20 protein-coding genes and 2 pseudogenes are annotated in these 22,808 nt (G+C 58.9%); 8 read left to right on the top strand and 14 right to left on the bottom strand.

The window, feature by feature from the left end:
* Window position 1: 1 nt before the first annotated feature.
* The 6 genes and pseudogenes from JZX89_RS22940 to JZX89_RS22915 all read right to left on the bottom strand — a co-directional run.
* A complete protein-coding gene (locus tag JZX89_RS22940; RefSeq protein ID WP_207135400.1) occupies window positions 2-703 on the bottom strand; it encodes a cytochrome c oxidase subunit 3 in 702 nt (233 codons plus the stop codon).
* On the bottom strand, window positions 700-2,478 hold the full coding sequence (locus JZX89_RS22935) for a cytochrome c oxidase subunit I (protein ID WP_207135399.1): 1,779 nt from the start codon (window positions 2,476-2,478) through the stop codon (window positions 700-702). The genes JZX89_RS22940 and JZX89_RS22935 overlap by 4 nt, the downstream gene beginning before the upstream one ends.
* A 46-nt stretch (window positions 2,479-2,524) precedes the next feature.
* The gene (locus JZX89_RS22930) at window positions 2,525-3,325 is read right to left on the bottom strand and encodes a cytochrome c oxidase subunit II (RefSeq protein WP_207135398.1); all 801 of its coding nucleotides are present in this window, start codon (window positions 3,323-3,325) and stop codon (window positions 2,525-2,527) included.
* Between the two features lie 46 nt (window positions 3,326-3,371).
* The gene (locus tag JZX89_RS22925) at window positions 3,372-3,758 is read right to left on the bottom strand and encodes a c-type cytochrome (protein WP_207135397.1); all 387 of its coding nucleotides are present in this window, start codon (window positions 3,756-3,758) and stop codon (window positions 3,372-3,374) included.
* A 101-nt stretch (window positions 3,759-3,859) separates the two neighbouring features.
* Window positions 3,860-4,675 (bottom strand): DUF2189 domain-containing protein, encoded by an 816-nt coding sequence (locus JZX89_RS22920; RefSeq protein ID WP_207135396.1) that lies wholly within the window; start codon window positions 4,673-4,675, stop codon window positions 3,860-3,862.
* A gap of 142 nt (window positions 4,676-4,817) precedes the next feature.
* Window positions 4,818-5,228, bottom strand: a pseudogene (locus JZX89_RS22915) (transposase); the annotation flags it as partial.
* A gap of 666 nt (window positions 5,229-5,894) precedes the next feature.
* Between JZX89_RS22915 and JZX89_RS22910 the strand changes: the two are divergent.
* Together JZX89_RS22910 and JZX89_RS22905 are read left to right on the top strand one after the other, a co-directional pair.
* Window positions 5,895-6,191: pseudogene (locus JZX89_RS22910) on the top strand (DUF3732 domain-containing protein); the annotation flags it as partial.
* 273 nt (window positions 6,192-6,464) lie between these two features.
* On the top strand, window positions 6,465-6,635 hold the full coding sequence (locus JZX89_RS22905) for a hypothetical protein (RefSeq protein ID WP_188356144.1): 171 nt from the start codon (window positions 6,465-6,467) through the stop codon (window positions 6,633-6,635).
* A gap of 64 nt (window positions 6,636-6,699) precedes the next feature.
* Here JZX89_RS22905 and JZX89_RS22900 read toward each other — a convergent pair whose 3' ends face one another.
* Entirely contained in the window at window positions 6,700-7,623 is a 924-nt protein-coding gene (locus JZX89_RS22900; RefSeq protein WP_207135395.1) for an SRPBCC family protein, read from the bottom strand.
* A complete protein-coding gene (locus tag JZX89_RS22895) occupies window positions 7,620-7,961 on the bottom strand; it encodes an ArsR/SmtB family transcription factor (protein ID WP_188356145.1) in 342 nt (113 codons plus the stop codon). The genes JZX89_RS22900 and JZX89_RS22895 overlap by 4 nt, the downstream gene beginning before the upstream one ends.
* Before the next feature lie 466 nt (window positions 7,962-8,427).
* On the opposite strand from JZX89_RS22895, the gene JZX89_RS22890 reads away from it, so the two are divergent.
* The 3 genes from JZX89_RS22890 to JZX89_RS22880 are packed head-to-tail and all read left to right on the top strand — an operon-like array spanning window position 8,428 to window position 12,133.
* Complete coding sequence (locus JZX89_RS22890) at window positions 8,428-9,681, top strand: glycosyltransferase family 4 protein (RefSeq protein WP_207135421.1); 1,254 nt, start codon at window positions 8,428-8,430, stop codon at window positions 9,679-9,681.
* Window positions 9,678-10,961 (top strand): glycosyltransferase family 4 protein, encoded by a 1,284-nt coding sequence (locus tag JZX89_RS22885; protein ID WP_207135394.1) that lies wholly within the window; start codon window positions 9,678-9,680, stop codon window positions 10,959-10,961. The genes JZX89_RS22890 and JZX89_RS22885 overlap by 4 nt, the downstream gene beginning before the upstream one ends.
* Complete coding sequence (locus JZX89_RS22880; protein ID WP_207135393.1) at window positions 10,958-12,133, top strand: glycosyltransferase; 1,176 nt, start codon at window positions 10,958-10,960, stop codon at window positions 12,131-12,133. The genes JZX89_RS22885 and JZX89_RS22880 overlap by 4 nt, the downstream gene beginning before the upstream one ends.
* Here the strand turns inward: JZX89_RS22880 and JZX89_RS22875 are convergent.
* From JZX89_RS22875 to JZX89_RS22850, 6 genes are all read right to left on the bottom strand, one after another.
* Window positions 12,097-12,705, bottom strand: a complete 609-nt coding sequence (locus tag JZX89_RS22875; RefSeq protein WP_207135392.1) for an LbetaH domain-containing protein — start codon at window positions 12,703-12,705, stop codon at window positions 12,097-12,099. The two genes, JZX89_RS22880 and JZX89_RS22875, sit on opposite strands and share 37 nt — an antisense overlap.
* Window positions 12,706-12,708: 3 nt before the next feature.
* Window positions 12,709-13,986: a hypothetical protein gene (locus JZX89_RS22870; protein WP_207135391.1), complete on the bottom strand. Its 1,278-nt coding sequence runs from the start codon at window positions 13,984-13,986 to the stop codon at window positions 12,709-12,711.
* Window positions 13,983-14,681 (bottom strand): YdcF family protein, encoded by a 699-nt coding sequence (locus JZX89_RS22865; protein ID WP_207135390.1) that lies wholly within the window; start codon window positions 14,679-14,681, stop codon window positions 13,983-13,985. Before JZX89_RS22865 ends, JZX89_RS22870 begins: the two co-directional genes overlap by 4 nt.
* 7 nt (window positions 14,682-14,688) lie before the next feature.
* A complete protein-coding gene (locus JZX89_RS22860) occupies window positions 14,689-15,834 on the bottom strand; it encodes an MraY family glycosyltransferase (RefSeq protein WP_207135389.1) in 1,146 nt (381 codons plus the stop codon).
* Between the two features lie 255 nt (window positions 15,835-16,089).
* A complete protein-coding gene (locus JZX89_RS22855) occupies window positions 16,090-17,334 on the bottom strand; it encodes a glycoside hydrolase family 140 protein (protein WP_246746781.1) in 1,245 nt (414 codons plus the stop codon).
* Window positions 17,335-17,413: 79 nt separating this feature from the next.
* The gene (locus tag JZX89_RS22850; RefSeq protein WP_207135388.1) at window positions 17,414-18,613 is read right to left on the bottom strand and encodes a glycosyltransferase family 4 protein; all 1,200 of its coding nucleotides are present in this window, start codon (window positions 18,611-18,613) and stop codon (window positions 17,414-17,416) included.
* A 268-nt stretch (window positions 18,614-18,881) separates the two neighbouring features.
* Here JZX89_RS22850 and JZX89_RS22845 point away from each other — a divergent pair, with 268 nt between their 5' ends.
* The 3 genes from JZX89_RS22845 to JZX89_RS22835 all read left to right on the top strand — a co-directional run bounded on the left by JZX89_RS22845 (window position 18,882) and on the right by JZX89_RS22835 (window position 22,806).
* Window positions 18,882-20,114 carry a polysaccharide pyruvyl transferase family protein gene (locus tag JZX89_RS22845; protein ID WP_207135387.1) on the top strand — a complete coding sequence of 411 codons (1,233 nt, stop codon included), beginning with the start codon at window positions 18,882-18,884 and terminating at the stop codon, window positions 20,112-20,114.
* Between the two features lie 224 nt (window positions 20,115-20,338).
* Entirely contained in the window at window positions 20,339-21,850 is a 1,512-nt protein-coding gene (locus JZX89_RS22840) for an oligosaccharide flippase family protein (protein ID WP_207135386.1), read from the top strand.
* Window positions 21,847-22,806 (top strand): glycosyltransferase family A protein, encoded by a 960-nt coding sequence (locus tag JZX89_RS22835; protein WP_207135385.1) that lies wholly within the window; start codon window positions 21,847-21,849, stop codon window positions 22,804-22,806. Before JZX89_RS22840 ends, JZX89_RS22835 begins: the two co-directional genes overlap by 4 nt.
* The last annotated feature ends 2 nt before the right edge of the window (window positions 22,807-22,808 follow it).

The raw sequence follows: 22,808 nt of genomic DNA, 5'->3' as shown, positions 1-22,808 counted from the left end.
CTCAGCTGACCAGTTGACGGCAGAGATCGACGAAACTGTTCGCCCAGCCGGCAAACAGCGCAAAAAGGACGAGCCAGACGATAAACATGAAGTGCCAATAGATGGCGCAGAGACCCACGCTCAGACGAATTCTCGCTACAGGGCCGATCCGGGCGCGGATTGTGGTGCGTCCAAGCACGAGAAGCCCGCCCAATATATGCAGGCCATGCAATCCTGATATCATGTAGAAAAAGCTGTTCGAGGGGTTATCCGCCAGCACATAACCCGCAGACGCCAGCTGCCGCCACGCCAGAACCTGCCCGGCAACGAAGAGGACAGCCATGACGAAAGCCGCCGCAAGCGCCGTGTTCAGCATGTCGCGGCGGTCCCTCTGGGCTTCTGTTTTCGCCCATTGCAGCGCGACGCTGCTGGCGGCAAGGGCCGCAGTGTTCACCCATAACAGCCGCGGCATGGGAATACCCCACCAGTCCGCGCCGCCCATGCGGCCGAGATAGGCGCTGATGAGCAATGTGAACAATGCGCCGACGACGGCAAGAAAAATCCCGAGCCCGAGTTTTGCGATTGTTTCCGATGAGCCCCGCATCCCCGGCGCATCGCCTGCCAGACCCTGTTCCAGCCAGGGCTTCGAGGTGAGCCGCTGGCTTGCCATCCACCAGCCGATGATGCCGGCGATACCGGCCATGAAAATGAGAATGGCGCTCATGACAACGCCCTCTCGGACGGCCCGGCCACAGCCGGCTGGTTTTGCGGCAGGAAATCCTGCGCCGCTCCGGGCACGCTGTAATCATAGGGCCAGCGATAGACGACCGGCAGCTCCCTGCCCCAGTTTCCGTGAACCGGCGGCGTTTGCGGCGTCTGCCATTCCAGTGTCGTTGCCCGCCACGGATTACCGCCCGCCGGTTTGCCCCAGCGAAGGCTCCAGGCGAGATTGAACAGGAACAGCAGCTGCGCCGCACCGACGATCAGCGCCGCGACGGTGATGAACATGTTCAGCGTATGTGCCGATGGTGGAATGAATGCGGTTTCGCCCAGTTCGTAATAACGGCGCGGCACGCCCATCAGGCCGAGATAATGCATCGGGAAAAAGATGGCATAGGCGCCGAGAAAGGTAATCCAGAAGTGGATATGCCCCATCGCCGCATTGAGCATGCGACCGGTGACTTTCGGATACCAATGGTGGATCGCGCCGAAGACCACCATGATGGGTGCGACCCCCATGACCATATGGAAATGAGCGACGACGAACATCGTATCGGAAAGCGGCACATCAACGACGACATTGCCGAGGAAGAGACCCGTCAATCCGCCATTGAGGAATGTCACGATGAAGGCGAGCGCAAACAGCATCGGCAAATTCAGATGGATATCGCCGCGCCAGAGCGTCAGCACCCAATTATAGACCTTGATCGCCGTCGGCACGGCGATGATCAGCGTCGTGGTGGCGAAAAAGAACCCGAAATTCGGGTTCATGCCGCTGACATACATATGATGCGCCCAGACGACGAAGCTGAGCGCCGCGATGATGACGATCGCCCAGACCATCATCCGGTAACCGAAGATGTTCTTGCGGGCATGGGTGCTGATCAGATCCGAGACGATGCCGAAGGCGGGAAGTGCGACGATATAGACTTCCGGATGGCCGAAGAACCAGAACAGATGCTGGAACAGGATGGGACTGCCGCCCCCCTGCTTTGACTGTTCGCCCATCTCGACGATGGCGGGCATGAAGAAACTCGTGCCGAGCAGCCGGTCGAACAACATCATGACGGCGGCAACGAAGAGCGCCGGAAAGGCGAGCAGCGCCATGACGGTTGCGGTGAATATGCCCCATATCGTCAGGGGCATGCGCATCAGCGTCATGCCGCGCGTGCGCCCCTGCAGTACGGTGACGACATAATTCAGCCCGCCGAGCGTGAAGCCGATGATGAAAAGGATCAGCGAAGACAGCATCAGGATGATGCCCCAGTCGCGCCCGCCCGGCGTTCCCGACAGCAGAGCCTGCGGCGGATAGAGCGTCCAGCCGGCACCCGTCGGCCCGCCCGGCGCAAAGAAGCCGGCGACCAGCACCAGGACGGCGCAGAAATAGAGCCAGTAGCTCAACATGTTCGCATAGGGGAACACCATATCGCGGGCGCCGAGCATCAGGGGGATGAGATAATTGCCGAAACCGCCGAGAAACAGCGCGGTGAGCAGGTAGATCACCATGATCATGCCGTGCATGGTGATGAACTGATAATAATGCTCGGCGTCGATGAAGGAGAAGTAACCGGGAAAACCGAGTTGCAGGCGCATCAGCCAGGACAGCACCAGCGCGACCATGCCGATCGATACGGCGGTCAGGAAATACTGAATGGCGATGATCTTGGCATCCTGGCTGAAGACATATTTCGTCCACCAGCTTTTCGGATGATAAAGCTCCACATCCTCGACTTCAGCGGGTTGGATGACCTCTCCCGCGCCGGATCCAATCTCGACCATGCTGCATCCTCCCTGTTTCGTCCGGTGACGCTGACCTCACTGCCGATCACTCCGCCGATGCCACCGATTTTGCGAAGGTCGGCTGCTGTTGCAGCCAGGCCTGATAATCGGTCTCGTTATCGACGACGACGGTGCCGCGCATCTGCGGATGGCCGACGCCGCACAGTTCCGCGCAGAGAACCTCGAAGGTTCCCGTCCGTGTCGGCGTAAACCAGTAATAGGTGACCGTACCGGGGATCATGTCCATCTTGGCCCGGAATTCCGGCACGTAGAAATCATGCGCGACGTCGATCGAACGCAGCAGCATCTTGACCGGCCTGCCGGCGGGCAAATGCAACTCGCCGCCTTCAACGATGACATCGTCCATTCCGGCGGGATCCTGCCTGTTGAGGCCGAGCGGATTGTCGCCTGCGACATCGCGCGTGTTTACCCGCCCCAGCCGTCCGTCCGCTCCGGGCAGCCGGAAACTCCATTGCCATTGCTGGGCAAAGACTTCGACCTCGGCGGCGCCATCAGGGACCGTGACGAACTGTTTCCAGACGAAGAGGCCCGGCAGCAGCATTGCGGCCACCCCGATGCCGGTTCCCCCCGCCAGCCACCATTCCAGCCGCTTGTTTTCGGGCTGATACGCCGCCTGATTTCCGGCCCGGTGCCGGAAGCGGAGAACGCAATAGGCTATGAACAACACGACGGCTGCGAACACAAAACCGGTGATCCAGAAGGTGATGGTGATCGTATTGTCGATGTAGCTCCAGTTCGAAGCGATCGGCGTCCACCACCACGGGCTGAGCAGATGGAACGCGATCGATCCCACCACCAGCAGAACAAGAACCACGACGACAGCCATTGCCTCCTCCCAGACCCGGCCACGACTATTTCCACGCTCCAATTTGCTATTTGGAGTATTGCTTCAGATAGGCGATGAGATTGGTGATATCGGTATCGTCTTTCAGCCCGGCAAAAGCCATTTTCGTGCCCTTCACCTTCGCTTTGGGGTCAGGCAGATAATCGCGAAGCGACGTCTCGTTCCATACCAGGCCGGCCTTGCCCGCCTCCTGCATTGCCGGGGAATAGGCGAAGTTCGGATGCGTGCCGGCCGTCCTGCCAAACAGACCGTTCAGCGATGGCCCGACCTTGTTCTGGTCGGTTTCGGCTACATGGCAGATGGCGCATTTTTTGAAAACGATGGCCCCTGCGGCCGGGTCGCCTTCCTGGGCGCGCGCGTCAAGCGGAATGGTAATGACGAAAAGCAGACAGATCGGAAGAAAACGATACAACATGGCATCCTCACGCTCTCCATCGCCATCCCGGCCGGAACGGCTGCCACCAGGCAGGCCGCAACGACAGGGAAGTGATCTACAGGCAGATTTCCTTTGTGAATTCAGGGCATACGGCTTGGATAAACGGGAACGATCAGTTTTCGATAGAGATGCCAGGTCGCATGTCCGAGGACCGGCATGATGACCGCGAGGCCGACGAAGACAGGGATGGTGCCAACGACGAGCAGCGCCGCGACAATTAGTCCCCAAAGTGCAACCGGTACGGGATTGGCAAGTGTGGCGCGTATGCTCGCATCCACGGCCGCGACCGCGCCGACATCTCGATCCAGGAGCAGCGGGAAGGCCACCACCGTCGTCGCCAGCACAATGACGGCGAAAACGAAACCTGCCAGGTTCCCCCAGATGATGAGGGAGAGACCCTGCGGAGTCGTCAGGACGTCCGACAGAAACGTCGAGAGCGAGATCGGACCGGTTGCGTCGAAAGTCGAGGTATAGAGGTTTTGCGCAACAATCAGCCAGACGATGAAAAGCGCAAACAGCATAAGGCCGACAGCGATGATCGACGGCAACGCCGGAGAGTGACGAACCTCCAGCGCATGACGCCATGAGCTATCCAGCCCCTGCTCGCGCCGTCGACTGATTTCATAAAGACCGATGGCCGCGATCGGACCGATCAGCGCAAAACCGGACATCAAGGGATAGACCAGCGGCAACAGATTGGCGCCGGAACTCCACATGACCAGAAAGACACCCGCGATCGGATACATCAGACAGAGAAAGACATAATGGGACGGCTTCTCCTTGAAGTCAGCAAGTCCCAACCGCAATGCATCGACAATATCCGCGATACCAATCTTACGGACCTCCGGGCGCGCAAATTCACCGCGTGCACCGGCCATGACATGGAATGCCGTCATAGCACTTCTCCTCCTGCGCCATGATCCGGCTGGCAGTATAGGAACGCCCGGTGATCCTGTTATCCGCGCGTCAAACCGCAACCGGCTGACTTGTATTTTATCAAATCCTGCCACCCTTGTCGCCTATTCTTTAATTTGGGGAAATTAGATCCTCAGCGAGGCATCGCTCCACTACCGTTTCAAACATATGTCGCAGGATATCGCTCTGCCGGAACCGGCCATGGCGATTCTTCGAGAAGCTGGAGTGATCAGGCACCTTGCCGTTCAGTCCGAGGCGGCAGAACCAGCGATAGGCGAGGTTGAGATGGACCTCTTCACACAGCCGCCGCTCCGAACGAATCCCCATTGCGTAACCGACAATCAGCATCTGCATCATCAGTTCAGGATCGACCGAGGGACGGCCAGTGCTGCTATAGAAAGGCTTCAACTGCTTCCGAACTCTATCGAGTTCGAGATGACGGTCTATCCCGCGCAAAAGGTGCTCGGCGGGGACGTGATCATCAATGCAGAAGTCATAAAAGAGCTGCGCCGGAGCTGCCTGATATCCCATCATCGCTCAATCCTCCGCAAATCAATACGACGATTGAATCAGGGCTTTCCTGCATAAGCAATGCGAATTCCTTGGCAATCCGGCATCACCGAACGATCTTCAGCTCCATCGGGTCCGCTGTCATCCGTTCACACTTAAGTCCTACGCGCCCCAGAGAGGCCGAGATATCGACGCCGCAAAGGCATAGGTCGAGGTCGTGCCAATCTTTGCCAACAGACCAATTTACAAAAGGATTTTTGTCTCGCCATACGAGGCCATCCATTCCGACAAGCGTCGCCAACTCGCGCGGCGTCTCGTAAATTGTTTCGCCATCCACAACCGAGTTACACACATCAGCCTCCTGGAATGGCATTACGATATCTCGGCGGGCGGTTCGTGTCACTGCCGCTGAATTTCTACGAGGACAGATGAGATGCTCACCACCAATAGTTTTTCAACAGTATCGGCCGAAAGCAGACATCGCTCACGCCAAGCTCAGAGAGCAATGAAGGACATGTCGTGAGTACTTATGACCGGAGGGGCCAGTCACACATGCGGAAGACATTACGGCGTCTTGGTGGACCCAATTCGGAACGTCATAATGACAAGATCAACAGGTTGTTGCTTTCGAAACCGTGCTATTGCTTGACTTGTTATTTTCACTAGTTCAGAGGATTACCCAATCATCCGGTCCCTGGATTTCTTGTCTACGATCAGCCGAGCCAAGTTTACTTTCCCACCGGATTCGAAGATGATCGCAAACAACGACCCGGACGATCACGCGATCAGGACATTGCCGCGGTTAGAGCGGTATTCACCGCCATCGCTGATGAAATCGTGGGCGCGGAGGGCCAACTGCAGGCTATTGTCCTAGACCATGCAGGGCCTGACGTCTGGGGTGGCCTCATGGGTGTCACGCTCGCCGCTGAGTGGCGTGGCGACGAGGCGCAAGTTCCGCAGAGTTGGCTCACAGATAGAAATGCATGATCCGACGACAATCGCAATGATGGTCTGTTCGGACGGACACCGTAGGCGTCACCTGCGGATAACGCGAATGAGGATCAGGAATTGAACGTCATTACAGGAACAGGATTTGCCGCTGCTGCCCTGCTTTTTTCGAGCTCTGCCGCCTTTGCCGCGCCGACATATCTCAGCTGTGAATTCGCAACTTCGAAGGGAACCCCACAGGTGTTCAATTTCGCTCTCGACGAAGCCGCCGGGACATTTGGAGTTTATGTCCCGGCTTCTGGAAGCCAGAGAATGGAGAAAGGCACCTTTGCCGGTGGTAAGGCGAGCCTGAATGAAGGCCCGGTGGCATGGGAGATCGACATCGCCAAGGGTTCAGTCATTCGTGACAAGCGCATGGTTGGCGAGAAGGACAGCGGAACCTGCAAGACGATCTCGCACGCGCAGAGCGGCTTTGAAGAGTAATTGCCGCTCTGGACAAGAGGCCAGTATCGAGACCTCTGCACAGGGAGCTGACGGCCCGGCGCATCTATAGCGCCTTGGCGAAGCGCTCCAGTTTGCCCAGCGTTTGCTGACCCAGCTCCACGGCGCCGAAACCCTTCGCTTGCTGGAACTCGGCTTCCGTGCTGAACACCATGCCCAGCACAACTTTCGTCGCGCCATCCTGATCTTCGAAGGAAGCCCAGGCATCGGCATGTTTCGGCCCGTTTTCGCCCCACAGCAGCGTATAGGCGATCCTCTCTTCGGACCGGACCTCGACATAACGATGATGGTTCGGGAAGACTGTGCCGTCTGGGCCGATCATGTCAAAGACCCATTCGCCGCCGGTTCGCAGGTCAATTCTTTTCGTGCGGCAGGAGAACCCGTCAGGACCCCACCATTGCGGCAGCGTCTTCTCGTTCATCCAGGCTTTCCAGACGATGTCTCGCGGCACCTTTATCACTCGCTCCAGAACCATGGTTCGCCCGGCCACACTGGCGAGATTGTTGAGACCGGCGCTGAAACCCTGTTGATAACCATCCCGCATATCCTCTGCCAGCGAGGAAAGCTGTACCGTTACGGTCAAGCGGCTACGCTCTTCCGCAGCCTGAAAATCGGCAGTGACCAGCGCTGCCGACTGGGTTACGCCGCCGGAGGAAACCACCTCGTAATTCACGCTGCGGTGAGCCGGCTGCAACTCCAGCCAGCCGCATTCACAGCGAATATCCGGCTGGCCGGCGACCTTGCAGAGCGACACTTCGCGACCGCCCAGCCTGCTATCCGCCTCCAGGAATTCCACGGTGACCGCCGGCGTCGGAGAAGCCCACACCGCCCGGGCGGCGGGTGACAGCCAGACCTGCCAGAGCGCCGATAGCGGAACGGCAATTTCCCGTTCGAAGCTCAACGTCGCGAAACGGTCTTGTGTCAGATGCGGTTCAGCGCGTGCGCCTTCCTGACCCGGTTTCGTCGTCATTCGGAATCCTCCTTCATGGCCTGCATTGCAAATGCCTCCAACCGGTCAAGCCGGCTCTCCCACATGGCGCGCTGCTCATCGAGCCACGTGCGCACCGGCTCCAGCGCTTCCGGTACGATCGCACAGGTGCGCACTCGCCCATCCTTGGAGGTGATGATCAGCCCCGCCTCCTCCAGCACGGAAAGGTGCCGCATAACCGTGGGCAGACGCAGCCCCGTGGGAGCGGACAGCTCCATGACCGGTGCCGGGCCTCCGCCGAGCCGCGCCAGAATTGCCCGCCGCGTCGGATCGGCAAGAGCCTGGAAGATCAGTGATAACTCCGGATGATGCTTAGTCATGTTGCTAACTATCACGGTCCATCGTGGTGGCACAAGGAAAACTTAGCATATCAACTAAGTTTTCATGGGTGGAGTGATCCTGAGAATGAAACGGCGAGGCTTCGGCGGCTGATGATTTTTCCGTCGACCGCGAAATGGATCGTTTCAGGCTTGATAAATCTATGGACTATGCAACCACTCACACCGATAGGCGAGGATCGGCTCGGCAAATCCTTCCAGTCTGCAACTATCACCATGCACGAGGACATCAGTGCTCCCATATTCCTGAGCATTTTACAGATCTACTAACCCATAAGGGCGTCATCTGCGTTTCAGCTACCAAAGGGATAGTACATCGCCAACTTAGGAGCAGTGGCCACTCCGTATCGTGCCCTCCCTAGTCCTTACGACCAGCTTGCCGCCTGTTTTCACCTCGCCAAGAATGCTTCTTCAGGGGCGGACATTTGGCGGGAGAAAAAGCGTGAGGATGATCTTCCTGAACAGATATGGTTTCCCCGACCAGTCGGCGACAAGCCGGATGATCTCGTCGCTGGCCATTTCGATGGCGCAGCGCGGAATGAATGTGACTGTTGTTGCAAGTCGCGAAATACACAATCATCCCGGCAGCGTGTTGCCGGCAACCGAGACCGTTCGGGGTGTACAGATCCGACGGCTCGCGAGCGGCCGCTTCGGTCGGCACAGCCTCATGCGCCGGAGCATTGATTATCTTCTTTTTCAGGTGCTGGCATTCGCCTGGCTTCTGCGCAACGTTCGGGTGACGGATACGGTTATTGTCTGCACCGATCCTCCGCTCCTCTCCGTTACGAGCAGCATCGCGATCCGCCTCAAGGGCGCTCTCATGGTGAACTGGATCATGGATCTGTTTCCCGAGACGGCGATCGAGCTTGGATTTTTCAGGAAACGGGCACGGTGGCTTGCGCCATGGCTGACGCGGGCGCGCAACTGGTCTCTGCGGTCGCCCGGCATGGTTGTCTGCCCTACCGACAAGATGGCAGAATTCCTCTTTGCGCGAGGCCTTGCAAAGGATCGCGTCAGTGTCCTGCATCACTGGTCGGATGGGGAGGAAATCTATCCTGTCTTGCGCCAAGACAACAGCCTGCGGAAGGCGTGGGGACTACAGGATGTGTTTGTCGTTGGCTATTCGGGAAACTTCGGGCGGGCGCATGAGTTCGGCACGATGCTGGCGGCGGCGAAACGTCTCGAGCACCGGCCGGATATTCGGTTCCTCCTCATTGGCGGCGGACATCAGCACGCGGCTGTGAAGAGTGCCGTTCAGGATCTCGGTCTGCAGAACGTCATCTTCAAGCCGCTGCAACCCGTTGAGAACCTTGCTGAAAGCCTGAGCGTTGCGGATGTGCATCTGGTTTCGCTGCTGCCGGAGCTGGAACATTGCATCATTCCAAGCAAATTCTATGGCATCCTGGCGGCCGGGCGGCCGACGATCTTTGTCGGCGATGCGGATGGAGAGGTGCCGCGCGTTCTCAGAGCCAAGGGATGCGGCAGCAACGTCGAAATCGGCGAGACCGATAAGCTTTCCGGCATCATCGAAGAGCTTTGCGACGACCCGGATGCCTGCAAAGCAATGGGTGATGCGGCAAGGCGGCTGCTTTGTACCGATTATTCCCGAGAAAAGGCGGCGGATGCCTGGGCGGCGCTGATGGCCGGGCTACAGACTGTCGAGCCTTCCAGGCCCCCTATCGCTCAAGGTATCTCGCCATGAAAGACAAAGTCGTCGTCAGCCAGCTCGGCGCCCGCATGCATTATGCCGTGCCGAGGATATTCGCATCCGCCGGCCGCCTTGCGCATTTTTACACTGACATATGCGCCACGAAGGGCTGGCCCCGGATCGTCAATTCATTTCCAGCCACCCTTTATCCCGCACCTGTCAAACGGCTGGCCGGCCGGATGCCCAAAGGCGTGCCGACAGCGCTGACGACGGTGTTTTCCGGCTTTGGCCTCCGTTCCGTGCTGCGCCACATGCGCACGAAAGACGTTGTCGAGGAAACCTCCCACGCGATCTGGGCCGGGTCGGTTTTTTCCGAAATGGTTGCCCGGCGCGGCTTCCATGGCGCAGCCGGGCTATACGCCTTCAGCGGCGACGCACTGGAACAGATGCGGGCGGCAAAACAGCAGGGCCTGTGGACCGCAGTGGAGCAGATGATCGCGCCGCGCGATGTCGTCGAAAGGCTTTTGGATCAGGAAATGACGCGGTTTCCGGCATGGGCCGGGCCTGTGCGGGATAATCCGCATGCGCGTCTATTCGCCGATCGGGAGAAAGCCGAGTGGCGTCTGGCGGATGTCATCGTCTGTCCGTCGGAATTTGTCCGCAGACACGTCGTCGCCTGCGGCGGGCCGGAAGACCGGTGTGTCGTCGTGCCCTATGGAGTCAATGCCACGGCTGCCATCGACAGACCAGCGCGCATGCCGGGGCCGATCAGGGTTCTGACCGTGGGTGAAGTCGGGCTGCGCAAGGGATCGCCCTATGTCGTGGAAGCCGCCAGATTGATGGACGGTGCCGCCCGTTTCCGGATGGCGGGCCGCGTTCGCCTGCCCGATGACGTCAGGCAGGAGATTTCGCAATGGGTCGAGCTGAGGGGTATCGTTCCGCGCTCGCAGATTGCCGAGGAGTTTCTGTGGGCGGATGTCTTCCTGCTGCCGTCGCTCTGCGAAGGGTCTGCGACTGCCGTCTATGAAGCGCTGGCAGCGGGCCTGCCGGTCATTACGACCGAAAACACCGGCAGCGTGGTTCGCGATGGCATAGAAGGTTTCATCGTTCCCGTCTGCGATCCGCAAGCGATCGCGACTGCGGTGCGGGCGCTCGCCGACAATCCCGAACTGCGGCGGAGCATGTCCGCCAATGCACTGCTGCGCGCGGCCGAACATACCGTGGAGGCTTATGGCGAGCGGCTTCTTGCCGCCCTGTCCGGGCCGCATCTGTCGGATTCCTCCGGCCTTTGCCAGACGGACAACGCGCGGTACGGGGGGAACAGCCAGCTATGAAGATTATCCACGTCATCGCTTCGATTGATCCCAAGCATGGCGGGTTGCAGGCCGTTGCCATGCGCCTCGCCGCTGCACAGGCAGGGCTCGGCCTCGATGTGAATATCGTCAGCTATGGCGACGCCGCCATCGAGGCACAGGTCAAGGACATCGGTCGCAGCATACCGCATTTCGAAAATATCCACTGGCATCTGCTGCCGCCGGCCGGGAGGCTGGAGACGCTGTTCTGCTTCAGGGGTCGGCGCATGCTGAAAGCCTTGCTGAAAGACGCCTCCTTCATGCATATTCACGGCGTATGGGAGCCATTTCTGCTCTACGCGTCCAAGCTGGCCCGCGCTGCAGGCGTCCCCTACTGCATTTGCCCGGCCGGCATGCTGGATCACTGGAGCCTTGGGCAGCGATCGTGGAAAAAGAAAATCGCCCTGATGCTCTGTTATCGCAGGATGCTGAACGAGGCTGCTTTCCTGCATCTGCTGAACGTCGATGAGATGGCGGCCGTCGAGCCGCTGAATTTCCAGGCACGCAATCTGATAATACCAAACGGGGTTTTCGCCGAGGAATTCGATCCCCTGCCGGCCCGAGGACATTTCAAGCAGAAAATCGCCCTGGCGCATGGCAGGCGTTACATTCTGTTCCTGTCCCGCCTGCACATCAAAAAGGGTATCGACATTCTCGCCTCGGCCTTCGCGGCTATCTGTGAAACCTATGTCGACGTCGATCTCGTCGTTGCAGGTCCACCCGGTGGAGCAGAGGGCCACTTTATGCACCTGGTCAAAAAACTGAACATCCGGGACCGGGTGTTTATGGTCGGGGCCATTTACGGCGAAGCAAAGCTCGAAGCCATGGTCGATGCCGACTGCTTCTGCCTGCCAAGCCGGCAGGAGGGTTTCAGCATGGCGATCACCGAAGCACTCGCCTGCGGTACGCCTGTGGTGATCACCGACCAGTGCCACTTTCCTGAAGTTGGTTCTGCTGACGCCGGGCTTATCGTCGCGGTTGATGCGGCCGAGGTTGCCAAGGCCCTGGCAAGCGTTCTCGCCAACCCGGCCAAATCGAGAACGATGGGCGAAAACGGCCGCCGGCTTGTGCTGGAGAGATTCACCTGGCCAGCCATCGCCCATGCCACGCTGGAGGGTTATCGGCTGAGCGCGCCGGAAGCTGCCGCTTCCTGACGGCGCGAGCCGACGGGCCTTGCCGGGTTGCCGACATAGATCGTCCACGGCTCCAGAGACTTTGCGGTAACGGCGCGTGCACCGAGCACTGCCCCTTTGCCGATGACGACACCGGGACCGACGAAGGCTTCCGCAGCCACCCAGGCGTCCTCCTCGATCACCACCGGCCGCGTCACGAGGGGAAAAGCGCTGTCCTGAACGTCATGCGACCCGGTGCACAGATGAGCACGTTGCGAGACCGAGGCATATTGACGGATGGTGATCATGTCGACGTTGTAGCAGATCACGCCGGGTCCGAGAGATGTATGACGCTCCATGACGAGATGCCCCGGCCACCACACTATCGCCCCGGAATGCACCATCGCGGTGGCATGCAGGCGCGCGCCGAAACTGCGCAGGAGAAAATTGCGCCAGCGCCGCATCGGCGGCGGCGTCCAGCTGGCGAGAAGCCGCCAGACGATCATCCATCCCAGCCGTTTCAACCGGAAATGCAAGGCAAAGGTCGGACCGCCGAAACGCGGCAGCGGCGTCGTCGCATGCTGAAAGCCGGGATCGTCATATCGTGAGCGCATCGCCTACCCTCCGGCCTGAGACGTCAAAGATGGTATTTCGTACCGACGCTGCTGCTCGCGCGCGGGTATGACGGCAAATGCCAGCGCCGGCGCTGCAAACATCAGCATATGCACCCAGACCATCAGAACCCAGTCGGTCTGATGCGATACGGCGTGCATGGAAGGTACGATCGACAACAGATAGGTGAATTGCGCCGCAAACTCGCCCATGTTCGCGGTCACCCAGATCCGGCGCACCAGATAGGCGAGCAGGAAAAATTTGAACGCACCCAGATACCAGAAGGACCCGAACGCATCCGCCATCCCGGTCTCCGTGGTGCCGAGGACGGGATTGTAGTCGCGCGATTGGACCGGGACAGGCAGCATGAAGGATTGCTTGACCTCCACGCCCACCAGCTGCGCGGGCACGAAGTTGAACACCAGCCTGTTCCAATGGAACTTGCCGTAGTCGAATTGCAGCGTGCTTGCGGTGTCGTCGATCCGCATGATCGCATTGCGCATCTCGTCGCCGCCATCCCGGAACACCTTTTCAAGATTACCGACGAAATCTATCTTCTTGATGTCATCCCAGACGGGCGCGTCGTTGGCCTTGGTGATGGCGCGGTAGTCGCCCATGCTGTTCATCGACAGTGTGCCGAGGAAAAGCGCAAGGATGACGAGAATGCGCGGGATCGTCCACCCCTTGTAAAACCACCATGCCAGCGCGAACATCATGATGAGTTCCACCGCTTCGGCGCGCTTTCCCGTTATCACGATGCGATCCAGATAAAAGACGAGATCGAACGCGAGGACGACCAGCGCCAGCCAGGAAAATCGTCGTGCAAGGCAGAGCACTGCAATGGCCAGACCATAACTCAACAGCCGCGAAAAGAAGATGTACATGACCGGAACACCGGTCATCTGCACCGCAATGGTCAACTCCCCCGGCAAACGGCTCAGCTTGAAATAGAAGTAGGCCCCGGCGACCGAGAGAACGGCAGCGACGAGCAGCAGACGTGTTTCATCGAAATCGATCCGGAAGAATGCAAAGGGTTTTGTCGTTCGGCTCCATCCCCACCAGCACATGAAAAGGCACAGCATCATGAACAGCGCGGCTCTGGCAAACGCGCCTTCCGGCAGGAATCTTTCTGACGCGAGGCCCGGAACCTGCGGCAGGATGAAACTGAACGTGATGACGCCCGTCAAAAACGGGAACTCGTAAATTCGCTCCCGGCGCATCATTCCCCAACAAATGAGCAGGACAACACCACCGAAAAGGCAGAAAACCAGAAGCGTGTTCATGAAGCGATCCCTGCCTGAACCGGAGGCAAATCCCGCACGAAACTGCTTCTGAGGTCGTAAAAGAGCGTTTTGGCGTACTCCTTGAAAACCTGAACACCATCGGCGTCCACGGCAAGCCGCCACAGCGGCACGGTCCTGTGCGCAGGAAGGGAAATCCACTCGATTTGAGGCATCACAAACCGGAAGCGCTTTACCGCACGCCGTGAATGAAACCAGCTCGTGACCAGAATGGCGCGCCTTGCTGCCATTCCAGTTAATATCGGCTCTGCGAAGGTCGCGTTTTCCCAGGTGCTGAGCGAAAGACATTCTTTTGAAATGGCTGCGACATTGACCCCCAACTGCACCAGCATGTCTCGAATGAAGTCGCAATCCCCGTAGCCGACAACCAGAACGAGAGGCGCCCGTCCCTCATGCCAGAGTTTTGCCGCCTGAGCCGCTCTAGGAGGCCCGTTACCGCCCAGAACCACGATGACATCGGCCTGCGCCGGGGGATCCTCCACAACAAGGAGAGATCCTGCCGAAACCAGTGCCAGTCCGTAGAGGCCGATTGCACTCAAGATGATAGCACCGAGGCAAATCGAACTCCGTTTCGACAGCCAGTTGTTTTTGATGTTGCGCGACAGGCGCGAACGCCAGGGCCGCCCTTTCGAAACGGCCTTTGCGGGAATTCGCGGTCCGGGCCACGGCGATTTCATGATGCGATTACTCTTCATTCGGCGATTGTATCGCTCTTGGCTCCGACGCGGCGTTGGCAACGACGGGCAGACGCACTACCTCGCGGTAGACGTCGATATTGCCCCTGTGAAGCAGGATTTTCGAGAGAGAGCCTGTCGCGGCAAGGACGAATATGGTGTGGAGGGCAATCGGCACGAGAAGGCCTGCGGCCATTATTTCCGCCGGGATGCCGGCTTTTATCCCGGCAAAACCGATGCTTCCGCAAATGAAGGAAATGACGATCAGCGTGTTAGTTGCCGCTGCCGGCGTGAGACCGTAGTCGAGAAGCAGATGATGAAAGTGCCAGCGATCGGCCGACATTGGACTGCGACCGTGCAGGATGCGACGGACAATCAGGCTGAGCGTATCGGTGATCGGCAGAATGACGATCCAGAGTAAAGCCGGAAAGGATACCGCACTGCTTCTGGTTGCCAGCAGGATGATCACGTAGGCTATCGTTGCGCCGAGCGCAGTGCTGCCCGCATCACCGAGAAATATGCTCGCCCTTGCACGCCATGGGCCGCGCATATTGAAGACCAGAAAAGCGCAGAGGCATACGGAGAGTGCCTGAAGCGGCGGGATGATGTCGCCGACGCCTGCGAAAATCGCCACAACCATCAGCCAGATCAACGCGACGCCGGCGGTACCACCCGCAAGCCCGTCCACGCCATCCAGCATGTTCCACGAATTCACCAGCCCGGTGACGAAGAGAACACCGATGACGAAAAAAAGCGGCAGGAACAATTCCGAATGCTGCGTGAAAAGCACGCCGACAGAAAGGGAGCCGATATTGGCGCCGCCCACCAGCGCAATCGCCATTGCCAGTTGCATTAAAAGGCGGCCTGCTGCCGGTAGCGGCCTGCGATCGTCGACGACGCCCATCAGCAGGATGACCGCCAGCCCGAGCCAGAAGTTCATGCCGAGAGCCGCGCTCCACCCGCCAACAAAGGCGGCAACGGCGAAGGCGGAAAAAATTGCAATGCCGCCGCAAAGCGGAACGGCTCCGGTGTGGCGTTTGCGGATTGAATCGGGGCGATCCACAAGCTGAAACGCAATGGTCAGGCGCCTGAGAAGGACAATGAGAGATACGCACAGGATGAAGGTAGCGATGGTGTTGAAGAGTATCCCCGACATGTCTGATCCCCACGCTATGAACCTTGGCGGCCCACTTGCAACGATAGTCGCCTCATGACGATCCTAAAAAACACCGGCCCTGAGGGGTATGCGGGCAAAAGGCGTGTGGAATCCACCAAAGGGAGAGGGTGTCGCCATTAACATCTACCCTGCCTACTCCCAGACCGGATCAACCATCGAAAGAGCTAGGGCCACGACCTTGACTGCCGGTGACAACGAATGAACGACTCGGCAGCCAACAACATCTGGGGGCGATCATTTCCGAGCGGAGATAACGGCGATCCAATCCTGAAAGCCAGAGGCATTCGCCGATGCAGGGACGGTGACGTTGCGAACGCCGCTGTGGCCAAGACGCTCGATCGGTTCGATGTAAAGTCCGTTAGACGGATCGTACCAGCGAAGGGTTTTCTCGCCGGCTGCGAGACTGTCGAGATCGATGGCAACGGAAGGCGTGTCGAGATAGATCAAGGCGAACGCGCCATCCCTGTCGCGCGCCGCGAATGCGCCCCCATCGCTTTTCAGCAGGCTTCCCTGATCCGGCACGAGCTTCCACCACGCCAGTTGACTGAAAAGCGCTGCCAGATGGGTGATGCTTTGAGCGCCACGGCTGTTGAGCGACTCCTGCCAGCTGTCCTTTGCGTCATAAAGCCCGGCGGCGGAAAAATGCCAGACCGGATTGTTGCCGTAGAGCTGACCACTCGCTCCCGACAGCATGGCGCCATAGGCAATAAGACGAACCTGACGTTCCCTGACATTGTTTTCGCCTTCATAGGCGCTTTCAATCAGGAAAAAAGGCCGTCTCGGTCCAGATCGATAACGATCCAGCACCGCCGTCGCGACATTGTGATACGTATAAACTGAATCAATATCGAGCCAGGAAGCATCCCGCCAAAAATCGCTCGTCAAGGTGTCGGGATTGCCATGGAAGGTCTGCAACGCAGAAGGATTGGTTTCCGCGATCCCCATGGCAACAGCCGTGACCAGGTTACGATCGGGCGGATCATAATCCCCGCCCTGCACCCAGACGATATTCGGGTACTTCGCAAAACGTTGTCCGACATAGCGTCCATAGGCCCGAAGCTTTTCCGGCCCGGCCGCGACCATGTCCTGATACCATCCTTCCGGCCCACCGCGCGCACCCATATAGGCCGGGCAGAGAAGCACCAGCAGGTTGCGACTGGCGGCTGCCTTTATGACCGCTTCCGCCCTGTCGAAATAGGCCTCGTTCGGTCGATCGAATGGAGCGCCGACAAAAGGTTTTTCGTCGTAGAAGTTTGCCGGCGCCTTGCGGGAGAACTGATGCTCGATCAACGATACAAGCACGGTGTTGAAGCCCTGCCGCTTTCGGGTTTCCAGATAAAATTCCGCATCGGGGATGGAGGTATCGCCAATCAGCGACCAGGCACTGTCCCCGATAACAAGGAACGGCAGACCCTTGCTGTCCTCGAGATATCGACCATCCTGCGCTGTTCGCAGCGGAAACGCGGTCTCCTGTGCCATACAGGTCGAAAACATGCATAGCCAAAGAAGCAAGACGCTGCACAGATGTCCAAGTCGCCGCTGATCGTCGATCATCGCTTCAGAGCCGTTCACGAACGACGCGGAGCCAGTTTTTCAATGGCAATGGCAAATAGGTTCTAAAGCCCGGCCTCAACCCGGCGGGAATGGACCAGTCCTCCATCCTCAGCACTGTTGACAGGCCTGGACGGTCGTTCAGTGTCCCGGTGATGACTTCGTTATAGCGTGCGGCCATCCGCTCGATGCTGAAGCGGTTCAGGACCATTTCCTTTCCCGCAATCGACATTCGCTCGAGAAGGTCGCGATCGGCATGCAGGCGTGCGATTGCGTTGGCCGCCGCCGTATAATTGCCGATGGGGAACAGGAAGCCGTTTCGGCCCGTCTCGACGATCGTGTCAGTCACCCCGCGGATATGCGACACGACCGGGACGCAGCCGCCGGCCATTGCCTCGATCATCGTCATGCCAAGCCCCTCGAAGCGGGACGGCATGATGAGAACATCGTGACTGGCCATGATGACGGGTATGTCGGAAAGCTGGACGGCTCCTGCATAACTGACGCGACCGCCGTGGCCGGCCAATCTTCGCTGGAGTTTGCCCATGTCCGGCCCATCTCCGACGATCGTCAGGCGCACCGCCTCGGGCAACGCATCCAGTATTTCCCGCAGCCACATCACGCCCTTCGACGCGTCTTCAATGCGCCCGACGAAGAGAGCCTTGAGTTCCGGCCCCCGGTTGAGGCGTCGAACCGCCTGACTGCGGAACGCATCGCTGTCCACCGCATTCGGGATTGCGTAGGTGCGATCCTTCGAAAAACCGTTGCGCGCGACCAGATCGGCACGGCACCGCTCCGACACGCCGATCGTCACATGGGCATAGTCGCGGACCGCACGCGCGGCCGCGTATGTTCCAGGCGAGATATTATGGACGACGAGAATACGCAGAATGCCTTCGGGGAGATAACGCGCGATATTCGTCTGCAACTTATCGCCAAGGACATTGACGATCACGCCGTCGAACCCGCCGTCTTCGATCGCCGCCGCCATCTGCCCTGCGCAATCACGTTCGCTGAGATTGACGGGCATGCGCAGCAGTTGACCGAATGCCTTCTCACCCTGCAGATCGACAGGCAGCCCGTATGTTTCCTTGCACACGCCGAGCCATCGAACGTCTATGCCATAGGCGGTGAGGCCTTTGCGAAGATGTTTGAAGACGGAATAGGTGCCGCCGATATGGGGAAGCACAAAATAGGCAAGCTTCATGGGACACTCTCGCTCCTGCACCCCACAACCATACCGCAATGGATCGACGGCGGATGGTTCAAGCGGCGGCTAACGCGCCATACTAGAAAGCCACGGAATGACAGGCAGCTGCATCTTAGGCTTAGCTGTATCTTCCTTTGAGAGGTGTGCTTCGGTCAGACTATTCGTTTGGCGTAAGGCCCAACCCGAATGTCGGTGTGGGGTCGTCCTGATCCAGCAGATATCAATGCCATATCGAGCGTGTCGGCGTGCTGCGATTGGAAAATAAATGAGGATCACTCTCCTTGGACAATTTGGCTCTGGCAATTCGGGCAATGACGGATCGCTGGAAGCCATGCTCCTCTATCTGCGCAGGATGAGGCCCGATGCCGATCTGTTGTGTATCTGCGCAAGTCCGACCGTCGTCAGCGCGAAGTTCAATATTCGTTCGATGGGCGTTGGGGGGCCTCCCCTGACGAATGCGTGGATGAGGCAACTGGACAAGATGCTCGGCAAGGTGCCGCGACGCTTGCAGCTACTGCTCAGTTCCCTGTTTCATTTCGACAAAGCCGACCTGATGATCATACCGGGGACCGGCATCCTCGATGATTTTCAGGAAAAATGGTTCGGCTGGCCTTTTGTCGTGTTTTGCTGGTGTCTCGTCGCACGCCTTCGTAACACGCGGATCGCTTTCGTCAGCATCGGCGCCGGTCCGATGAAAAGCCGTCTCAGCCGCTGGTTCCTGCGCTCCGCCGCACAGATGGCCTCCTATCGATCCTACCGGGACGATTTTTCGCTCAACTATATGAAAATGATCGGTGTTGATGTGTCGCGAGACCATCGTTACCCCGATATCGCCTTTGATCTTCCTGTTCCTGTGCCACACCGGGAGAGCTCCGCCGACGGCGTCATGAGAATAGGCGTCGGCGTCATGGACTATCGCGGCTGGCGTCACAACGATCCCGAGGCCGCCCAGATTTACAAAGCCTATATCCACAAGCTCTCACGGCTCGTGAGCTGGTTGATCGGTGAAGGCCATCGCATCACGCTTTTGATGGGCGACGTTACGGATAAGGTCGCCTGTGCGGATCTGATGTTTCTGCTGACGGATATGCTCTCCAGGGATGAGATGTCGCAGATCGAGATCAGCTCGGCCGCAACGCTGCGCGATATCATGCAACAGATGGCGGCAATCGACCTTGCGGTGGTGTCGCGATATCATGGCCTCGTCTGCTCTCTGAAGCTCGGAAATCCGACGATATCAATAGGTTATGCCCGCAAGTTCAACGACCTTATGAGTGATTTCGATCAGGAGAAATTTGCCCGGCACATCGACACGTTCGAAGTCGAGGACGTCATCGAACTGGTGAAGGAGATACTCGCTGGAGACGGGGCGGTGAGGCTGCGGATTGCCCATGCCAATGAATGCTTCAAGCGCCAGCTCTCCGAGCAGGAGGCGCTGCTTGGCCGGGAATTTCTCTCAACGGATGGCGTCGCAACACCACAGAGCGTTACGCCTTAGGCACAGCCTGTGCCGCTACCTAATGCTTTCGACGTAACACCGAGGCTCTGTAACACCCGATGGGAGTAGACCCCACGCTGCCGCATGTCCGTCAACGAACATTGTCCAAATAGCCTACACCAACGGATCCGGCCTCCATCCCAACGGTCAGATTCCAAGGTTGAAGTCCCCACTCTAGATTTGACGCTACCGTCGACAATCGGCGATGCTGTCGGAGCCCTTCGATGCACAAAGTCCGCCGCGCCTTTTTCATGGCCTTGCTGGAACAACACCTCGGAATTGTGATCAATTTAGCTCTGATCGCGGTGGTATCGAGACTGCTCTCGCCTGCGGAAGTCGGCTTTGCCGTTATCGGCTACGGGGTGACATCGGTGATCTTCGCCTTTCGCGAATTCGTTTCTTCCGATTTCCTCATTCAGCTCGATGTCGTTGAACGCGATGACATCAACACGTCGCTGACACTGTTGCTCCTTGTCAGCGGCGTTCTCGGGATCGTTCTTTATCTGTGCGGACCGTATCTGGCGATTTTCTACCACCAGCCCGGCCTCCAGCACTATCTTATCCTCGCAATTGCCGCCGTCATCGCCGAAAGCCTGGGCATGCCGGCGTTTTCCATGCTGCGTCGCCAGTTGGCCTTCGGCACGATCGCGCGCGTCCGAACCATCGGCCTCGTCGTTATGGCTGTTGTGACGATCGTTGCCGCCAGACATGGGTGGGGCTTCGTCAGTTTCGCTCTCGGCCTTCTGGCTGGCAACAGCGTCGCCAGCGCTCTTGCCACCTATGCCGATCCGGCCCAGCGTGCAGCCCGGCTTTCCCTCAAGTCGTGGCGGCGTATGGCCGAATTCGGCCGTTACAGGGGGGCTGCCACCATCGTCGACAAACTGTATGAGTCCCTGCCGCAGCTGGTGCTCGGCTTTGCCATGACACCGACAGCAGTCGCGATCTACAATCGCGCCAATACCGTCTGCTCCATTCCCGATCGCATTTTCCTCTCGGCAATCTTTTCCTTTGCCTTTCCGGCACTCGCCGCCGAAGTTCGCGAGGGTGGAGACGTCCGCAGGTCATACCTGCGCGCCCTCAGTTACATCACCGTGCTGTATTGGCCGTCGCTGATCATGGTCGCGATACTGGCCGATCCCATCGTGCGCCTTGCACTTGGAGACCAATGGCTTGCCGCCGTACCAATCACCCGGATCCTCGCGCTTGCGTCGCTCTTCTGGTTTCCGATGGTGCTGACAACGCCGCTGCTGATCGCGCTCAACGCCAACCGGGAAGCTTTCCTCGGCAACTTCGTCTGCCGCAGCGTCTCGGCAATCGTGCTCTGCTCTGCCAGCTTCTTCGGCCTGACTGCCGTAGCGCTCAGCCAGTTCGTGACACTGCCCTTCCAGATGCTCGTCGCTTTCTATCTGGTCAGACGCCATGCGCACTTCAAACTACCCGAACTTTTCGCAGCCATCGGGCCGAGTGCCGCCGTGACCCTTGCCGCGATTGCGGGGCCGCTCGCCATATCCGCCTGGATGGGCTTCCGCTTCGATTATTCCCTCGCCCAGGCTGGCGGTGCCGTCCTTCTGTCGGTGACCGGCTGGGCCGCCTGCCTGTTTCTTCTGCGTCACCCCCTCGTCAGCGAGATACGGTCGACGCTCGATGCTTTCGCCGGGCGTCTGCGCAGGAGCGGCAAACCTCCTGCACAGGCTTCCATTTCCGACACCGTCGTTTCCGCAGCGGCCGAGCCATGAGCAGCGTCGATATCGTCATCCCCAACTACAATTACGGTCGCTTTCTTAAGGGATGCGTCGAAAGCGTCCTTGCCCAGAACATCCCGGACATGCGTATCCTCATCATCGACAATGCCTCCACAGACGACAGTGTTGCGATCACCCGATCTCTCGCCGCAGCCAATCCCCGTATCGAAACGAGCCTGCGCCCAAGAAACCTCGGCGGTCATGCGTCTTTCAACGAGGGCATCGATTGGGCTCGAGCGGACTATTTCGCCATCATCTGCGCCGACGATCTACTGTCGCCCGGTGCTCTGGCACGCGCAATACAGGCGCTCGACAATCACCCCGGCGCGCACATGGCCTTCGGCCGCACCGCCTTCTTCCGTGACGACGCCGAAATAACATCAAGCCTTCGCAGCGATGCCAATGGCATGCAGCTTCATCGCGGCATCGACTTCATCGCCAACATTTGCGCGACGGGACGCAGCCCGGTGCCAGGGCCACTTGCGGTGACGAGAACGCACGTTCAGCAACATGCCGGTCATTACCGGCCCGCACTGCGCCATACCGACGATGTCGAGATGTGGATGCGGCTCGCGGTCCTCGGCGACATCGTCGAACTTGACGCCGTGCAGAATTTCACCCGCATCCACGGCGCCAACCAATCAGCCATCCTTGATAATGTGCTCGCGTGGAACAGCGAAATCGAAGCCGCGCTCGAAAGCTTCTTCGGCAAAGAAGGGGCGTTGCTGGACAATGCCCAAACCCTGCTCCGGCGCGGGCGCGCCAGCCTGAGCGACCGCGCATATTGGTGCGCGCTTTCCAATCTGGTCCGGCGTCGCCCCGGCGCGGGCGCCCTTCTCGCACAGGCTTTCCGCCTACGACCCGCTTCAGCGTTTCTACCACCGGTAAGCTATCTCGTCCGCCGACCTGATGCGCTTCACCGCATTCGCGAAGCAATCGCCCGGCGATAGTT

The organism is Agrobacterium burrii (genome assembly GCF_017313405.1).
Classification (GTDB): Bacteria; Pseudomonadota; Alphaproteobacteria; order Rhizobiales; family Rhizobiaceae; genus Agrobacterium; species Agrobacterium burrii.
This window is presented reverse-complemented; position numbering and strand designations above follow the sequence as displayed.

What these genes read in the sequence shown, in the direction of transcription:
- JZX89_RS22940 (WP_207135400.1), bottom strand. Translation starts at nt 703, where the DNA reads ATGAGCGCCATTCTCATTTTCATGGCCGGTATCGCCGGCATCATCGGC.
- JZX89_RS22935 (WP_207135399.1), bottom strand. Translation starts at nt 2,478, where the DNA reads ATGGTCGAGATTGGATCCGGCGCGGGAGAGGTCATCCAACCCGCTGAA.
- JZX89_RS22930 (WP_207135398.1), bottom strand. Translation starts at nt 3,325, where the DNA reads ATGGCTGTCGTCGTGGTTCTTGTTCTGCTGGTGGTGGGATCGATCGCG.
- JZX89_RS22925 (WP_207135397.1), bottom strand. Translation starts at nt 3,758, where the DNA reads ATGTTGTATCGTTTTCTTCCGATCTGTCTGCTTTTCGTCATTACCATT.
- JZX89_RS22920 (WP_207135396.1), bottom strand. Translation starts at nt 4,675, where the DNA reads ATGACGGCATTCCATGTCATGGCCGGTGCACGCGGTGAATTTGCGCGC.
- JZX89_RS22905 (WP_188356144.1), top strand. Translation starts at nt 6,465, where the DNA reads ATGGAGAAAGGCACCTTTGCCGGTGGTAAGGCGAGCCTGAATGAAGGC.
- JZX89_RS22900 (WP_207135395.1), bottom strand. Translation starts at nt 7,623, where the DNA reads ATGACGACGAAACCGGGTCAGGAAGGCGCACGCGCTGAACCGCATCTG.
- JZX89_RS22895 (WP_188356145.1), bottom strand. Translation starts at nt 7,961, where the DNA reads ATGACTAAGCATCATCCGGAGTTATCACTGATCTTCCAGGCTCTTGCC.
- JZX89_RS22890 (WP_207135421.1), top strand. Translation starts at nt 8,428, where the DNA reads ATGATCTTCCTGAACAGATATGGTTTCCCCGACCAGTCGGCGACAAGC.
- JZX89_RS22885 (WP_207135394.1), top strand. Translation starts at nt 9,678, where the DNA reads ATGAAAGACAAAGTCGTCGTCAGCCAGCTCGGCGCCCGCATGCATTAT.
- JZX89_RS22880 (WP_207135393.1), top strand. Translation starts at nt 10,958, where the DNA reads ATGAAGATTATCCACGTCATCGCTTCGATTGATCCCAAGCATGGCGGG.
- JZX89_RS22875 (WP_207135392.1), bottom strand. Translation starts at nt 12,705, where the DNA reads ATGCGCTCACGATATGACGATCCCGGCTTTCAGCATGCGACGACGCCG.
- JZX89_RS22870 (WP_207135391.1), bottom strand. Translation starts at nt 13,986, where the DNA reads ATGAACACGCTTCTGGTTTTCTGCCTTTTCGGTGGTGTTGTCCTGCTC.
- JZX89_RS22865 (WP_207135390.1), bottom strand. Translation starts at nt 14,681, where the DNA reads ATGAAATCGCCGTGGCCCGGACCGCGAATTCCCGCAAAGGCCGTTTCG.
- JZX89_RS22860 (WP_207135389.1), bottom strand. Translation starts at nt 15,834, where the DNA reads ATGTCGGGGATACTCTTCAACACCATCGCTACCTTCATCCTGTGCGTA.
- JZX89_RS22855 (WP_246746781.1), bottom strand. Translation starts at nt 17,334, where the DNA reads ATGGCACAGGAGACCGCGTTTCCGCTGCGAACAGCGCAGGATGGTCGA.
- JZX89_RS22850 (WP_207135388.1), bottom strand. Translation starts at nt 18,613, where the DNA reads ATGAAGCTTGCCTATTTTGTGCTTCCCCATATCGGCGGCACCTATTCC.
- JZX89_RS22845 (WP_207135387.1), top strand. Translation starts at nt 18,882, where the DNA reads ATGAGGATCACTCTCCTTGGACAATTTGGCTCTGGCAATTCGGGCAAT.
- JZX89_RS22840 (WP_207135386.1), top strand. Translation starts at nt 20,339, where the DNA reads ATGCACAAAGTCCGCCGCGCCTTTTTCATGGCCTTGCTGGAACAACAC.
- JZX89_RS22835 (WP_207135385.1), top strand. Translation starts at nt 21,847, where the DNA reads ATGAGCAGCGTCGATATCGTCATCCCCAACTACAATTACGGTCGCTTT.